Source organism: Azospirillum sp. B506, assembly GCF_000333595.1.
Taxonomy (GTDB): domain Bacteria; phylum Pseudomonadota; class Alphaproteobacteria; order Azospirillales; family Azospirillaceae; genus Azospirillum.
Map to the genome: position 1 here is coordinate 17,792 of NZ_BADK01000088.1, position 14,482 is coordinate 32,273.

Genomic DNA, 14,482 nt, shown 5'->3' on the forward strand with positions numbered 1-14,482 from the left:
CAGGAACCCGTCAAGGGAACTTGGGCCGGTATCGCAGCGTTGGAAGGACGATCCCAGTCCATTGCAACATCCGGAGCAGCCATGAACGCCCAATCCACGATCCGCAACGCCTATGACAGCGTCTTTGAAGGCCACACCAACCTGGGCATGGGCGAGCGCATCGTCTCGACCGGCCTCGGGCTTGCCGTTGCGGCCGGCGGTCTGCGCAAGGGCGCCAGCCTTCCAGGCGCCATCATGGGGCTGGTCGGCGCCGCCCTGGTCGCCCGCGGCATGAGCGGCCATTGTCCGGTCAAGGAGCGTCTGGCCGGCGTCCGCCAGGATCGGCTGGACCATGGCGGTTCCTATGGCGAGTCGCAGGCCGTCGACCATTCCCGGATGGCGGAAACCTACTGATCCGCAGCGCGCCATCATCCATCCGTTCATCGGCTGCCGCAATCCATTCATGAGAAGGCGCGATGCCATTAACCCTGATGGTGAATGGTTGAGCGGACCAGCGACGGGATGAAGACCGGAGGCCGCGGGTGTGACATCCTGCGGCCCCCGGGCTGCAGCCCCGACCTGTCGTCCCGCTCAGGAGATTCACGGCATGTGGTTCCCCGCTTTCCGATCCCGTTCCACCGCCGCGGCGGTGGCGGCGCTCTGCGTCGGCTCGGCCCTCGTGCTGCCGGCCGCGCTGCCGGCCGTTTTGCCGCTGCCGGCACTCGCCCAGGCTGCCGCCGCCACCGCACCGGTCCCGTACGACATCGGCTACGACATCTTCAATCCCGTCCGCAGCCAGAACGGGATGGTGGCCTCCGAACACCGGCTGGCGACCGAGATCGGCGTCGACGTCCTGAAGCGCGGCGGCAACGCGGTCGATGCGGCGGTTGCCGTCGGATTCGCCCTGGCGGTGGTGCTGCCGAATGCCGGCAACATCGGCGGCGGCGGCTTCATGGTCGTCCATGACGCCAGGAGCGGCAGGGACGTCGCGATCGACTTCCGCGAGATGGCCCCGGCCAGGGCCTTCCGCGACATGTATCTGGACCAGCAGGGCAAGGTCGTTCCCGACCGCTCGCTCTACACCCATCTGGCGGTCGGCATCCCCGGCACCGTCGCCGGGCTGGCCCATGCGCTGGAAAAATACGGCACGATGACGCTGGCCGACGTGCTGGCCCCGGCGATCAAGCTGGCGCGCGAGGGCTACGCCGTCACCCCGCAGCTGGCCGGCCTGCTGGAGGTCGAGCGCAACCATCTGGCCGCCTGGGACGCCACCCGTGCCATCTTCTTCAAGGATGGCCGCCCGCTGACCGCCGGTGAGACGCTGGCCAATCCCGACCTCGCCAATTCGCTGGAGGCGATCGCCCAGCAGGGGCCGAAGGCCTTCTATGAAGGCACCATCGCCGACAGGATCGCGGCGGAGATGGCCAGGCACGGCGGCTACATCACCAAGGACGACCTGAAGGCCTACAAGGTGGTGGAGCGCGAGCCGGTCAGCGGCAGCTATCGCGGCTATACGGTCAAATCGATGCCGCCGCCAAGCTCCGGCGGGACGCACATCATCCAGATGCTGAACATCCTGGAGCGCTGGCCGCTGAAGGACTACGGCCCCGACAGCGCCCGGTCGATCCACCTGATGGCGGAGGCGATGAAGCTGGCCTATGCCGACCGCTCCGAATATCTGGGCGACCCCGACTTCACCAAGGTGCCGGTGAAGGGCCTGACCTCGCGCAAATACGCCGACGAGCTGGCGGCGAGGATCGACCCGGAGAAGGCGACCCCGGCCAGCAGCATCAAGCCCGGCAGGCCGGCCCCTTACGAAAGCGACCAGACCACCCATTTCTCGGTGGCCGACAGCCAGGGCAACGTCGTCAGCACCACCTACACGCTGAACCTCAATTTCGGCAGCGGCATCGTCGCCGACGGGACCGGCATCCTGCTGAACAACGAGATGGACGATTTCTCGGCCAAGCCCGGCGTGCCCAACGCCTTCGGACTGGTCGGCGGCGACGCCAACGCCGTCCAGCCCTTCAAGCGGCCGCTCAGCTCGATGTCGCCGACCATCGTGCTGAAGGACGGCAAGCCCTGGCTGGTCACCGGCAGCCCCGGCGGCAGCCGCATCATCACCACCACCATGGAAACGGTGATCGATCACATCGACTTCGGCATGAACCCGGCCGAGGCCGCCGCCCTGCCGCGCGTCCATCATCAGTGGACCCCCGACGAGCTGCGGGTGGAGAAGGGCCTGAACCCCGACACCGTCCGCCTGCTGGAGCAGATGGGCCACAAGGTCGCGGTGAAGCCGACGATGGGACGCACCCAGACCATCCAGCTGCGCGAGGACGGGCTGTACGGCTATTCCGACCCGCGCAACCCCGACGGCATGACGCTTGGGTATTGAGGCCGGCGGCCGAGGAGGCGGCGGACGCTTCCACAGGCCGGACGGCATGGTCCGGAAGCGGGAATGGGCGTGCGGCGCAGGCCGGACGTCATATTTCCCGTATACAAAGAAAAAGCGGCGTGCTTTGGTAACCTTTGATCCGCCTTGCCGGGCGGCGCAGGGCCCAAGGGCTCGTGCCTGTTCGGGAAAGGCAACGGAACAGTTGGAATAAGGCGGGCCTGTCGGGTAGCCTTTGCAGGAGTGAACCGGAGCATTTGCCGTGGACAAGGCCTTGGTCGAGAAGAACCGCGAGTGGACCTATCAGCGTGAAGGAAAGCAGCCCGTCACCATCCGGGTTGCCGATTTCGAGCGCGAGGGGAAGCGCATCGTCGCTTTCCTGGAACAGACCGACATTGCCAAGGCGGCCGGGTCGCCCCGGCCGGCCGTGAATGACTGGCCCGGCATCGCCGAGGCCTATGCGAAGGAACAGGGCGTGTCGCTGGGCGACATCTATTGGTACGAGCTGCACCCGCGCCGCTTTGCCAATGGCCGCCCCAACGTGTCTGAATACCGCCCCGGCATGGCCGAATGGCGGTTCGAGACCAGCATCCCGCTGGCCCGCGCCATCGTCGAACAGCTGGGCTTCGACCCCGACAACCTGCCGCTCGACATCTGATACGCGGTCGGAATTTTCCGGCCCTCTCCTGCGTCTCTGGTGGACGGCCTCCCGCGCGCGCCCTCTGTGATGCGGCGCGGGACGGGTGTATGATGGCGGCATGAGTCAGCCGGCCGGCGGGACCGTTCCCGCCGGCGCGACGGGGAGACAGAGGATGAAGACGGTGCGGAGGGCGGCTGCCCTGGGTGCTGCGATGCTGGCGGTTGCTGCCGCCGGTGCCGTGTTGTCCGTTCCGGGCGCCGCGCAGGCGCGCACGTCGGTGTCGGTCGGCATCGGCGTCGGGCCGGTTTTCCCGGCCTATGGCTATTATCACCCCTACCGCTACTACGCGCCGCCCCCGCCGGTGGTGCAGTATTACGCGCCTCCGCCGGTCGTCTATGCGCCGCCGCCGGTCGTTCAGTATTATTCCCCGCCGCCGGCCACGGTGAGCGCCGATCCAGCCGGCCCGGTCTTTTATTCGCGCAGCGGGCAGCAATGCCGCGAATACCAAAGCAGCGCCATCGTCGGCGGCCGGCCGCACCCGGTCTACGGCACCGCCTGCCTCCAGTCCGACGGCACCTGGCGCATCGTCAACTGAGGCTGTCCGGCGCTTACGCCTCGTCCGGCGTGAGCGCCGGCAGGTCGTCGATGTTGTCGCGGTGGATCCTGCACACATCGTCCCACCGTGACAGGAAGGCGTCCAGCAGGGCCGGGTCGAAATGGCGGCCGCGGTTCTCGATCATGAAGCTGCGCGCCTCCTCCGGTGTCCAGGACCGCTTGTAGGGGCGGACGGAGGTGAGGGCGTCGAACACATCGGCGATGGCGACGATGCGGCCGGGCAGCGGGATGGCGTTTCCCGCCAGACGGTTCGGATATCCGCTGCCGTCGAACTTCTCATGGTGGCTGAGCGCGATCTCCGCCGCCAGCCGCAGAAGCGGGATGTCGCTGTTCGCCAGGATGCGGTGGCCGATGGCGGCGTGCTGGCGCATCACCGTCATCTCCTCCGGCGTCAGGCGGCCCGCCTTCAGCAGGATCATGTCGGGGATGCCGATCTTGCCGATATCGTGCATCGGCGCTGCCTTCGTCACTTCCTGGGCGAAGGCGGCGCCGCAGCCGGCCGCTTCGGCGATCAGTTTGGAATAGAGGGCCATCCGCTCGATATGGGCGCCGGTTTCGGGATCGCGGTATTCGGCGGCGCGCGACAGGCGGGTGACCAGTTCCTCCCCCTGGCGCTGGAGGGCGGCGGTGACCCGCTCCACCTCGGCGGCCAGCAGGGCGGCGCGGTCGCGCAGCAGGGCGCGGCTCTGGCGCAGGGCCAGCAGATTGCGCAGCCGCGCCTGGACCTCCGGCACGATGATCGGCTTGGTCAGGAAATCGTTGCAGCCCTCGTCCAGCGCGCGCACGCGGATGTCGACCGCCGTGTTGGCGGTGATCATCACCACCGGCACCGTGTCCAGCCGTGCATCGTCGCGGATGCGGCGCAGCAGCTCCATGCCGTCCATCTCCGGCATCATCTGGTCCAGCAGGATCAGGTCCGGCTCGTTTCCGCGCAGCCATTCGACGGCGTCCAGCGGGTTTTCCATCGTCACCGGCTCGGCATCGTCCAGGCGGCGGACGACGGCGGCCATGATGAACAGGTTGGTGCGGTCATCGTCGACGATGAGGATGTTCATCCGGCGGCATCCGTCTTCCGCGCGGCGATCAGCCGGCCGGCCTCGGCCAGCAGGGCGTTCAGGTCCACCGGCTTTTCAAAGGCGGCGTCGGCACCCAGCAGGCGGGCCATCCCCGGCAGTTCCATCCGCAGGCGCAGGCTGCCGCCGGTGACGGCGATCAGGGGCGGGCGCGACCGCTGTGCCTTCAGCCGTAGGATCACCTCGTACCCGTCAGCCTCCGGCATGATGATGTCGGTCACCACCAGATCCACCGGATGGTTGGCCAGGATGTCCAGGGCGGCGTTTCCATTCTCCGCCTCATGTACGGTGCAGCCGGTGCGGGTGAAGGCGATGCAGACCATTCGGCGGAAATCGGGATCGTCGTCGACCAGCAGGACGGAGGCGCCTGACAGGGACTGCGTGGCGGCTGAGTGAGGGGCAGGGGTGGCCGGGGTGGTGGGGGAGGTCGGGGATGGAGCTGGGGTTGGGGCGGCCCGCAGCTCGTAAAGTGTCATTTCCATGGTCGCCGGTCCTGTCGTCCGCCGCGAACCGGCCGGTCAGGCCGGGTGGATTTCGCTAAACCCCACCATAAACGTCCACTGTTGCGCGCACCCGCTGTGTCTGGGATAGCGGGGCCGGGAAATGGGATAGCGGGGATATTATCCCGCGCCGGGAAGGAAAGCATGTCGGACCGCCGTTGCGGACCCGGGACGGCAGGCAAATATGAACGACGTGAAATATGGTGAAGCCACGAAAACTTAAGATTTCGGTCAGCATAGAGGGGAATGTTGATACTATGGGATAGGCGGTTGCCGAGGGTGGCGGAGGCGGGTTGATGAAGATCTTGGTGGCGGACGACCATCCCCTTTTCCGGGACGCGCTTGAACTGTCGGTCCGTCAGGCTTGGCCGGATGCGGAGATCGGTTGCATCGGTTCACTGTTGGAATTGCCTGCCGCGTCGGTGCCGGCCGACGGTATCCCCGCCACGCTCATCCGCTACGATCTGATCGTGCTTGACTGGCGGATGCCCGGCGCCGAGGGAAGCAATCCGATCGCCGTGCTTCGCCAGTCGGGAATCCAGGGGCCGGTCGCCGTGGTGACGGGGGCGGAGGATGCGCTGACCGCGCTGGAGGTGCTGCGGTGCGGTGCCGAAGCCTTCCTGCCGAAGACCACGCCGCGCCGCGTCCTGGCCCAGGCCCTGCGCCTCGTGGCGGAGGGCGGCAGCTTCGTGCCGAAATGCGTGGCGCTCGACCTGTTGCACATGACCGATCTGTCGCTGGACATCGACGAGGCGGACGAGGGCGACAGCCCGTCTCTGGAGGGCGAGGGGGCGCCGTCGTCGCCCCTGACCGACCGGGAACAGCAGGTTCTGTCGATGCTTGCCACCGGGGCGACCAACAAGGAGATCGGGCGGCATCTCAGCCTGCAGGAGGTGACGGTCAAGCTGCACACCCGCCGAATCCTGCGCAAGCTGGGCGCCCGGAACCGCACCGACGCGGTGCGGCGCGCCCAGCAGGCCGGCCTGTTGTCCCGCAGTCTGGACGAAGCCTCGCCCTGACAGCGGACGGGGAGGGTTTGGCGCGGTGACGGGCTGGGTGCCGCATAGGGCTGGTCCCAGCAGCATCGACCTACCCTTTCTGATATGGTCGCATCCTCCGGTCTTACGCCTTCGTCCAGCGCGGCAGAGACGGACGCACCCGCAACACGGCCGCAATCCGAGTCGCCGATGAGCCCATCCGACCATTCCCTCTCCGGACCGCGAGCAGGCCGCACCGCGTCGTCGGCAACCGCCGGTTCCGATGGGACCGGTTCCAGCCGGTCCGGTTCGGGCACCGGCGTGGCGATGCCCGTCGCCGCTGCGGTGGGTGGGGCGGCGGTGTTTCTTCTGTCCGCGCTCGATCCGCTGCGCGAAGCGGCGCCCTGGGCGCTTCCTCTGCTGGCAGCCGGCAGTGGCGCTTCCGCCGGTCTGGCGCTGCTGTCGGTCTGGCGTGCGGCGCGCCGGCTGGCTGGGCAGGACGGTCAACTCCGGCATCCGGCACAGCCGCCGTTGCCCCCGCCCGTCACCGACCCGGCTCAACCGGCCGCGGAGGCCATCGCCCCGGTCACACCGGTTCCGGTGAGCATCGCTGAGGAAGCCGTACGCATCGCCGCGCTGGAGGAGGCGCTGCGGCAGAAGGACCAGCAGACGGCCCAACGGCTGCGCAGCCAGCAGATCGCGGCGATGGACGCCCGCGCGGAGCTTGTCTGCGCCATTGTCCACGACATGAACAATGTGTTGGGTGCCGTCTCCGGCTATGCCGACTTCCTGGTCAGCGATCTGCCGGTCGACTCGCCCCAGGCCGACTATGCCAACCGTACCGTCGCGGCCATCGCCCGCGCCCGCCCCGGACTCCGCCGGCTGGTGTTGGCGGCCAGGATGGAAGCCGTCGCCCTGCAGCCCGAGCGGGCGGGGAGCGTCCTGGACGAGGCGGCGACCCTGCTGCGTGCCGTTTCCGTGCCGCCGGGCAGTCTGGCCGTCCGCCACGATGCCGGCACGCCCGACGCGCTCTGCAACGCCGATCTGTTGGCGCGGACGATGGCCGGGCTGGCGGCGGAGATTCTCGCCGCCGGTGGGCGGGGTGGCGATGCCCGGCTCTCTCTGCGCGCCACCGCCTGCACACCGTCTGCGGCGGAGCAGCGCGGCTCCGATGCGGATGCCGCTGCCGCCGGCTGGACCGTTCGTCCGCTTCTGACGCCGCATCCTGGGCCTCACACCCTGTTCGAGCTGCGGATCGACGGTGCGCCGCTGGCCGACGATGCCTTGGCCGCCCTGGTCGATCCCCTGCTGTTCGCCCGCGCCCGCCACCGACGCGATCAGCTCGACCGGGATGAGCGTGTTCATTGGCCGGCGGCGCTGATGGCGGCGCGGCTTCATGACGGCGGCCTCAGCCTGCTGACCCATCCGGCGGAGGGAACGGCGGTGCGGCTGCATATTCCCGCCGTCCCGCTCCCGTCCCGCTCCCTGGCTGCGCCGCCGCAGGGTCCGGTGCAATCGGGGCCGATGACCGGGGCGATGTCCACCCCCATGCCGGACCCGGCGATGCGCCCGGCGGGAACTCGCCGGGTCGGGCCGGCCCACAAGGTTCTGGTGGTCGATGCCGACCCGGCGTCCGGCGACCGGTTCCAGACCGGGCTCGAAGGGCAGGGATTGGAAGTTTCGGTCTGCGACGACCTTCGTGACGCGCTGGACGTCGTCACCGACGAGCCGGGCTTCTTCGACGCGGTGGTCATCGGCCCGGGGCTGAGCGCGCTTCCGGCCGGCGTGGCGCTGGTCGGCCGCCTGAAGGCGGTGCGCTCGGACCTTCCCTGCGTGCTCTATGCGACCGCTCCCCCGGCCGGCGATGCCGCCCCGCCCCAGGACCGCGCCGATGGGCCGGCGGACCTGCTGCTGCCGCTGCCGGTCGACCTGCCGCGGCTGGCGCGCGGAGTGGCGGCCTTGGCCGCCCGCGGTTCCCGGCATGGCGATGGGGCCGGCGATGGGAATGGTGGCGGGAGCGATGTCGGGACCGGCCCCGGACCGGGCGGAGAGCCGGGTTGATGGGCGGACGCCTTCACCTGCAGGGCTTCATCGCCGCAATCTGGACGGCGACCCTGGTGATCGCCGCCGGCTTGTGGGCGGCGGCCCTGTTTCTGGCCCATTACGACGATGACGAAGCGATGGCGCGGGCCGAACGCGACAGCGGCAACCTTGCCCGCGTCGTCGCCGAACAGGCGACCCGGACCATCGCCGAGGCCGACCAGCTGCTGCTGTTCCTGATCGACGACTATCACGACCATGGCGACATATGGTCCAATGGCGTCACCCGGATGCTGCGGCAGGCGGTGGAGCGGTCGGGCATGCTTCTCCAGCTGGCGGTCGTCGATGCGAATGGCGATCTCCTCCACACCAGCGTCGATGAAGCGCCGGTCCGCATCCATCTGGCCGATCGCGAGCATGTTCGCGTCCATGTCGACAATCCTGCGGTCGGGCTGTTCATCGGAAAGCCGGTGTTCGGCCGGGCGTCGGGCAAATGGTCGATCCAGCTGACCAGGCGCATCGACAACAGCGACGGCAGCTTTGCCGGTGTGCTGGTCGCGTCGATGGACCCGTTCTATTTCAGCCGCCTGCTGGAGGAGTTGGACGTCGGTCCCAACGGTGTGGTGGCGATCGTCGGCACGGACGGCATCCTGCGCGCCGGATCGATGATGAACGACCGCATCATCGGCCGGGACCTTGCCCAATCGCCGACGCTGGCGATGGCGCGCCGCCAGCCGACCGGTTTCATCCGCGCCGCCAGCCTGATCGACGGCATCTCGCGCCTGCAGTCCTTCCGCACACTGGCGTCCTATCCGCTGATCGTCACCGCGGCGTTCGACGAGGAGTCCTTCCTGGCCGACACCCGGAAGCGGCAGCGCGTCTATCTGTTCGCGGCGGCGGCCTGCAGCTTCGGCCTGTTCGGGCTGGCGCTGCTGGCGACGCGGCAGACGGCGCGGCTCGCGGCACTGGCGACCCAGCTGGCCCGGAGCGAGGAGCGGTTCCGCGATCAGGCGGAGACCGCGTCCGACTGGTTCTGGGAAATGGACGCCGACCTGCGCTTTTGCCATCTGGCCGGGCCGCTGGTCCCGCACGTCGCCAACGGCACTCTGCCCCTCGGCCTGCGGCGCGAGGACGTGGCGTTGCGCGAACCGGGGGATGCCGCCAAGTGGGAGGACCATCGCCGGACCATGGAGCGGCGCGAGCCGTTCCGGAATTTCCGCTACCGGGTGATGACGGCGGCGGGCCTGCGCTATTTCAGCGTCAGCGGCCGCCCGATCTTCGACGGGAAGGGACGGTTCCACGGCTATCGCGGTTCGGCCACCGACATCACAGAGCGGGAACTGGCCGCCAACCGGCTGGCGTCCAGCGAGGCGCGCTACCGTGCCATGTTCGAGGCGGTCGGCCAGCCCATCGTCACCATCGACGAACATGGGACCGTCGATGCCTTCAACCGGGCGGCGGAGCGGCTGTTCGGTTACCGTGCGGCCGATGTGGTGGGCGGATCGATGACCCGGCTGATGCCGAGCGCCGTCGGTGCGGTCCATGACGGCCTGCTGGCGACCTATCGCGAGAGCGACGCCTCCGTTCCGCGCTCCGAGATGCGGGAACTGATCGGTCGCCGCAGGGATGGCAGCGAGTTCCCGCTGGAGGTGACGCTGGCCGGCTGGCGCGAGGGCGACCGCCGCTATGTCACCGGCGCGCTCCGCGACGTCACCGCCCAGCGCGAGATCGAGGCGAGCCTGCGCCGCGCCAAGGAGGCGGCCGATCATGCCAACCGGGCCAAGGGCGAATTCCTGGCGACCATGAGCCACGAAATCCGCACGCCGATGAACGGGGTGCTGGGCGCGCTGGCCCTGGTGGAGGGGCCGAACCTGGACGAGGAGCAGCGTCAGCTGCTGGATGTCGCCAACCGTTCGGGCAACGCGCTGCTGCAGATCATCGACGATATCCTCGACCTGTCCAAGCTTGAGGCCGGCAAGGCGGAGGTCGAGCCGGTGGATTTCGAATTGCGCGCCGTGTTGGGCGACTGCATCGACCTGCTGGAGCCGACCGCCTGCGGGCGCGGCCTGATCCTGACGCGGGAGGTCGAGTTCGCGGTGCCCGACCGCGTGCGCGCCGATCTGCGCCGCATCCGTCAGGTGCTGGTCAATCTGGTCGGCAACGCATTGAAATTCACCCACCGCGGCGGCGTCGCCGTGCGGGTCGGGCTGGAAGGGGCCCGGCTGGGGGCAGAGACGGAGACGGCGGCCGGCAGCACCTTCTTCCTGCGGTTCGAGGTGGCCGACACCGGGATCGGCATTCCGGAGGAGGTGCAGCCGACCCTGTTCCGGCGTTTCACCCAGGGGGACAGTTCCACCACGCGGCGCTTCGGCGGCACCGGACTCGGGCTGGCGATCAGCCGCGAGCTGGTGACGCTGATGGGCGGACGGATCGGCGTGACCAGTGCCGAGGGCAAGGGCAGCACCTTCTGGTTCACGGTCCGCTGCGAACCTGCCGCCGATCCGGCCGCCGGCGTGCTGACCGCGCCATGCGCCCCGGAACCGCCGACGGCAGCGCGGGCCGGGTCGGCCGGCCTGAATGTGCTGGTGGCGGAGGACAATGAGATCAACCGTGACATCGTCGTCACCATGCTGCGCCGGGCCGGACATCGGGTGACCGCGGTGGAGGACGGGTTGCAGGCGGTGCGGCTGGTGGCGGAGGGCGGCTTCGACCTCGTCCTGATGGATGTTCAGATGCCGGTGATGGACGGGGTCACCGCGACGCGGCATATCCGGGCGATGCCGGGCGAAGCCTCCCGCCTGCCCATCGTCGCGCTGACCGGCAACGTCATGCCCGGCCACCGCACCGAATATCTCGCCGCCGGCATGACCGCCTATCTGACCAAGCCCATCGTCTCGGCCGACCTGTTCGGTGTGCTGGCGACGGTGTCCGGGGCACGGACGGCCTTCCCCGACGTGGCCGGGGAATCCCCCTTCCCGGCCGGTCCCGTCGCAACCGGGACAGCGCCGGTGCAGGCCGGCGGTCTGCCGCAGCCGGCCGCCTCTCCGCCCTCGCCCATCGTGCCGGAGGCGGAGCCGTGGCGCGCGGCCCCGCTGCTGGATCGGGGACAGGCCGACTCCCTGCGTGCCGTGATCGGCGAGGCGACCTGGACGCGGACGGTGGCCGCCTTCCGTCAGACGGCGGCCGACAGTGTGGCCGCCATCCGCGAGGCAGCCGCGCAGGGCGGGGAGCCTGCCGCCGCACCGATGGCCCGCATTGCCCACACCCTGAAGGGAACGGCGGCCAACATCGGCGCCGTGCGCCTCAGCCGTCTGGCCGCGCTGCTGGAACAGCGTGCCCAGGATCCCGGCGGCCTGCCGGCCGGCGACCCGCTGCCCGACGCTTTGCAAAGCGCCGCCGAGGCCACCCTGGATGCGCTGTCGCCGCGCGTGCAGCCGGCGGCGGAGAACGAGACGGCCTGAGCGGCAAGGAAAGGGACGTGGTGTCCTAAAGCCCGATGAAGGGCTGCATCAGCCGGCCCATCAGGCCGGTGAAGCGCAGCGGCGCGTCCGTCGCGATCAGGCAGATGCAGTCGCGGTGGCTGTCGGCGATGGGCTGGTGGCTGGTCTCGCCATCGACCTCCGCCAGATCGCCGGGGCCGTATCGGCCCAGCTCGTCGGCGAAATGGCCGCTCAGCACCACGGTCAGCTCCAGCCCGCCATGGCCATGGTGGGGCAGGGCGGTGCCGGGGGCGATGCGCAGAAGCTGGGCGGCACCACCCGACGCCGTGCGCGGCAACAGCTCCACCCGGCGCACCCCGGGGGCGAGCCGCTGCCAGGACAGACCGTCCAGCGCGGGAATATAGGCGCGTAGCGGCCGGGGCAGGACAGGCACAGGGGTCGGCCCCTGGGCATTCGCCGCCGGGGTGGTTTTCGGCGTGCCGGAGTGCCGCTTCCACTGCGGCTCGACATGCAGGGCCTTGCAGGGATTGCCCGGCGCCTCCTCCCGGTCCAGCCGGTCGAGCGTGGCGGCCAGCGACAGGCTTTCCAGCGGGGCCGGCGGCAAATCCTCCAGCAAGGCGCCGCCGAGCGCCTCCACCTCCGCCAACGTGGCGCGGCAGTCGGGGCAATGGGAGAGGTGGACGGCGACGGCCAGCGACAGGCCTTCCCCCAGGCTGCCGGCGCCATAGGCAACCAGCATGGCGTCGCTGGGATGGTGGTTCGGCAGGAACAGTTGGCGGGCGGTCATCGGTCGTCGTCTCCCAACGCCTTGCGGATCTTGGCCATGGCCAGACGCAGGCGCGATTTCACGGTGCCCAGCGGCAGGTCCAGCCGTTCGGCGATGGCCGGATGGGCGAGGTCGGCGAAGAAGGACAGCCGCACCACCTCCGCCTGTTCCGGCGTCAGCGCGGCCAGCGCGCCGCGCAGGCGGCGGGCGCGGCGGTCGCCGTCCAGCAGTTCGTCGGCGGGGGGCCGGTCGTCCTCATGCTCCAGCAGCTCGTCGTCCGACACCTCCGGATGGCGTTCGCGGCGCAGCGCGTCGATGCGCAGGTTGCGGGCGATGGTGAAGACCCAGGTCGCCGCCTCCGCCTTCGCCGGATCGTAGAGCGATGCCTTGCGCCACACCGACAGCAGGGTGTCCTGCGCCAGATCCTCCGCCCGCTGGGCCGGCATGCCGAGCTTCAGCATGTAGGCCTTCACCCGCGGGGCGAAATGGGCGAACAGCCGGGCGAAGGCCTGCCGGTCGCCCGCAGCCACCGCGACGAGGTCGGCGGACTGCCGTGCGGCAGCCGGGTCGGCGCAGACGCGGGGCGCCTGTCCGGTCCCGGGCTGCCCGGTTCCTGTCCGGTCCGGTCCGGCGGCATGCGTCAGAAGAGTGGCCAGGGGGGCGATCATGCTGGAGTTACGCCGACGCCCGCGCTTCGGATCACCATCCGCCCCAGTCTTTTTGACCCGGCCTTTTTGACCCGGTCTTTTCACCGCTGTCTTCCGGTGAGGCAGGCTTTCATCCCGGCGGCCGGCCGGACAGAAAGCGCGAGCGTCGCGATGATCCATCCACCCCCCGTCTCCGTATCTCGATCACACGCCGGGCCTACCCAGTTCGGATAGGGTGCGGATCCGGCACCACCAAGACCCCGGAGAGGGCCGTCCCATGCAGCATTCCCCGCCTGAGTCCACCTTCCCGGTTCCGCTCGACATTGCCGTCATCGGCGCCGGCATCGCCGGGTTGTCGGCGGCATGGCTGCTGTCGAAGACCCACCGCGTCACCCTGTACGAGAAGGAGGACCGGCCGGGCGGCCATGCCAACACGGTGGAGGTGGAGGGACAGGCTGTGGGCGCCACCCCGGTCGACACCGGCTTCATCGTCTACAACGCGCCCTGCTATCCCAATCTGGTGGCGCTGTTCGACCATCTGGGCGTGGCCACGCGGGCGACGGACATGAGCTTTTCCGCCTCGCTGGACGGCGGGCGGGTGGAGTATGCCGGCAGTTCGCCCGCCACCCTGTTCGCGCAGAAACGCAACCTGCTGCGCCCGCGCTTCTGGCGGATGCTGTCCGACCTGCTGCGCTTCTACCGCGAGGCGCCGGGGCTGCTGGCGGACCCCCTGGCGGAGACGTTGACGCTGGGCGAGGTGCTGGACCGCGGTGGTTATTCCGACGCCTTCGTCCGCGACCATCTGCTGCCCATGGCCGCCGCCATCTGGTCGACCCCGGCGGACTCGATGCGCGACCACCCCGCTGCCGCCTTCATCCGCTTCTGCGACAACCACGGTCTGCTGAAGGTCACGGGCCGTCCGGTCTGGCGCACGGTGGAGGGCGGCAGCCGCAGCTATGTCCAGCGCATCCTGGCCGACATGCCCGGCGCCCTGCGCCTGAACTGCGCGGTGGAGGGCATCGTCCGCGAGGAGAGCCGCGTGCTGGTGCGCGACCGCCGCGGTGCGGTGCGCGTCCATGACCATGCGGTGATCGCCACCCATGCCGATCAGGCGCTGGCCCTGCTGGAGGATGCCGGGGAGGAGGAGCGCCGGCTGCTGGGCGCCTTCGGCTACGAGCGCAACCTCGCCATCCTGCACAGCGATGCCTCCCTGATGCCGAAGCGCCGCGCGGTGTGGTCGAGCTGGAACTATCTGGCCGAGCAGGGGGACAATGGGCGGGGATGCCCGTGTGCGTCACTTACTGGATGAACCCGGCTGCAGGGCTTTCCTGCCCAGGGATCGCGACCTGTTCGTCACGCTGAACCCGCTGCCGTCGCCGCGCGAGGGCAGCATCCTGCGCAGCGTGCTTT

General features: G+C 69.6%; 12 protein-coding genes. 8 read left to right on the forward strand and 4 right to left on the reverse strand.

The features are described from left to right. Nucleotides 1–81: 81 nt before the first annotated feature. The 4 genes from I71_RS03065 to I71_RS03080 all read left to right on the forward strand — a co-directional run bounded on the left by I71_RS03065 (nucleotide 82) and on the right by I71_RS03080 (nucleotide 3,609). On the forward strand, nucleotides 82–393 hold the full coding sequence (locus tag I71_RS03065; RefSeq protein WP_042690368.1) for a DUF2892 domain-containing protein: 312 nt from the start codon (nucleotides 82–84) through the stop codon (nucleotides 391–393). 193 nt (nucleotides 394–586) lie between these two features. Then, a complete protein-coding gene (gene ggt, locus I71_RS03070; RefSeq protein ID WP_042690372.1) occupies nucleotides 587–2,377 on the forward strand; it encodes a gamma-glutamyltransferase in 1,791 nt (596 codons plus the stop codon). A 259-nt stretch (nucleotides 2,378–2,636) separates the two neighbouring features. Then, nucleotides 2,637–3,032: a hypothetical protein gene (locus I71_RS03075; protein ID WP_042690377.1), complete on the forward strand. Its 396-nt coding sequence runs from the start codon at nucleotides 2,637–2,639 to the stop codon at nucleotides 3,030–3,032. Between the two features lie 154 nt (nucleotides 3,033–3,186). Further along, nucleotides 3,187–3,609 (forward strand): hypothetical protein, encoded by a 423-nt coding sequence (locus I71_RS03080; RefSeq protein WP_042690381.1) that lies wholly within the window; start codon nucleotides 3,187–3,189, stop codon nucleotides 3,607–3,609. A gap of 13 nt (nucleotides 3,610–3,622) precedes the next feature. On the opposite strand, the gene I71_RS03085 is transcribed toward I71_RS03080, so the two are convergent. Then, nucleotides 3,623–4,684: an HD domain-containing phosphohydrolase gene (locus I71_RS03085; RefSeq protein ID WP_042690384.1), complete on the reverse strand. Its 1,062-nt coding sequence runs from the start codon at nucleotides 4,682–4,684 to the stop codon at nucleotides 3,623–3,625. Beyond that, nucleotides 4,681–5,184, reverse strand: coding sequence for a response regulator (locus I71_RS03090; protein ID WP_049975898.1), 504 nt, complete (start codon nucleotides 5,182–5,184; stop codon nucleotides 4,681–4,683). Before I71_RS03090 ends, I71_RS03085 begins: the two co-directional genes overlap by 4 nt. 314 nt (nucleotides 5,185–5,498) lie before the next feature. On the opposite strand from I71_RS03090, the gene I71_RS03095 reads away from it, so the two are divergent. From I71_RS03095 to I71_RS03105, 3 genes are all read left to right on the forward strand, one after another. Beyond that, the gene (locus tag I71_RS03095; RefSeq protein WP_042690392.1) at nucleotides 5,499–6,221 is read left to right on the forward strand and encodes a response regulator transcription factor; all 723 of its coding nucleotides are present in this window, start codon (nucleotides 5,499–5,501) and stop codon (nucleotides 6,219–6,221) included. Nucleotides 6,222–6,389: 168 nt separating this feature from the next. After that, a complete protein-coding gene (locus tag I71_RS03100; RefSeq protein WP_083896939.1) occupies nucleotides 6,390–8,240 on the forward strand; it encodes a two-component hybrid sensor and regulator in 1,851 nt (616 codons plus the stop codon). Further along, entirely contained in the window at nucleotides 8,240–11,680 is a 3,441-nt protein-coding gene (locus I71_RS03105) for a PAS domain S-box protein (RefSeq protein ID WP_042690399.1), read from the forward strand. The genes I71_RS03100 and I71_RS03105 overlap by 1 nt, the downstream gene beginning before the upstream one ends. A gap of 25 nt (nucleotides 11,681–11,705) precedes the next feature. Here the strand turns inward: I71_RS03105 and I71_RS03110 are convergent, their stop codons facing one another. Together I71_RS03110 and I71_RS03115 are read right to left on the reverse strand one after the other, a co-directional pair. After that, complete coding sequence (locus tag I71_RS03110; RefSeq protein ID WP_042690402.1) at nucleotides 11,706–12,446, reverse strand: ChrR family anti-sigma-E factor; 741 nt, start codon at nucleotides 12,444–12,446, stop codon at nucleotides 11,706–11,708. After that, entirely contained in the window at nucleotides 12,443–13,093 is a 651-nt protein-coding gene (locus tag I71_RS03115; RefSeq protein WP_042690405.1) for a sigma-70 family RNA polymerase sigma factor, read from the reverse strand. Before I71_RS03115 ends, I71_RS03110 begins: the two co-directional genes overlap by 4 nt. Nucleotides 13,094–13,349: 256 nt before the next feature. Between I71_RS03115 and I71_RS03120 the strand changes: the two genes are divergently transcribed. Next, nucleotides 13,350–14,381 (forward strand): NAD(P)/FAD-dependent oxidoreductase, encoded by a 1,032-nt coding sequence (locus tag I71_RS03120; RefSeq protein WP_049975899.1) that lies wholly within the window; start codon nucleotides 13,350–13,352, stop codon nucleotides 14,379–14,381. Nucleotides 14,382–14,482: the final 101 nt, after the last annotated feature.

Coding starts and splice junctions, on each gene's coding strand:
- I71_RS03065 (WP_042690368.1), top strand. CDS start 82: ATGAACGCCCAATCCACGATCCGCAACGCCTATGACAGCGTCTTTGAA.
- ggt (WP_042690372.1), top strand. CDS start 587: ATGTGGTTCCCCGCTTTCCGATCCCGTTCCACCGCCGCGGCGGTGGCG.
- I71_RS03080 (WP_042690381.1), top strand. CDS start 3,187: ATGAAGACGGTGCGGAGGGCGGCTGCCCTGGGTGCTGCGATGCTGGCG.
- I71_RS03085 (WP_042690384.1), bottom strand. CDS start 4,684: ATGAACATCCTCATCGTCGACGATGACCGCACCAACCTGTTCATCATG.
- I71_RS03090 (WP_049975898.1), bottom strand. CDS start 5,184: ATGGAAATGACACTTTACGAGCTGCGGGCCGCCCCAACCCCAGCTCCA.
- I71_RS03095 (WP_042690392.1), top strand. CDS start 5,499: ATGAAGATCTTGGTGGCGGACGACCATCCCCTTTTCCGGGACGCGCTT.
- I71_RS03100 (WP_083896939.1), top strand. CDS start 6,390: ATGAGCCCATCCGACCATTCCCTCTCCGGACCGCGAGCAGGCCGCACC.
- I71_RS03105 (WP_042690399.1), top strand. CDS start 8,240: ATGGGCGGACGCCTTCACCTGCAGGGCTTCATCGCCGCAATCTGGACG.
- I71_RS03110 (WP_042690402.1), bottom strand. CDS start 12,446: ATGACCGCCCGCCAACTGTTCCTGCCGAACCACCATCCCAGCGACGCC.
- I71_RS03115 (WP_042690405.1), bottom strand. CDS start 13,093: ATGATCGCCCCCCTGGCCACTCTTCTGACGCATGCCGCCGGACCGGAC.
- I71_RS03120 (WP_049975899.1), top strand. CDS start 13,350: ATGCAGCATTCCCCGCCTGAGTCCACCTTCCCGGTTCCGCTCGACATT.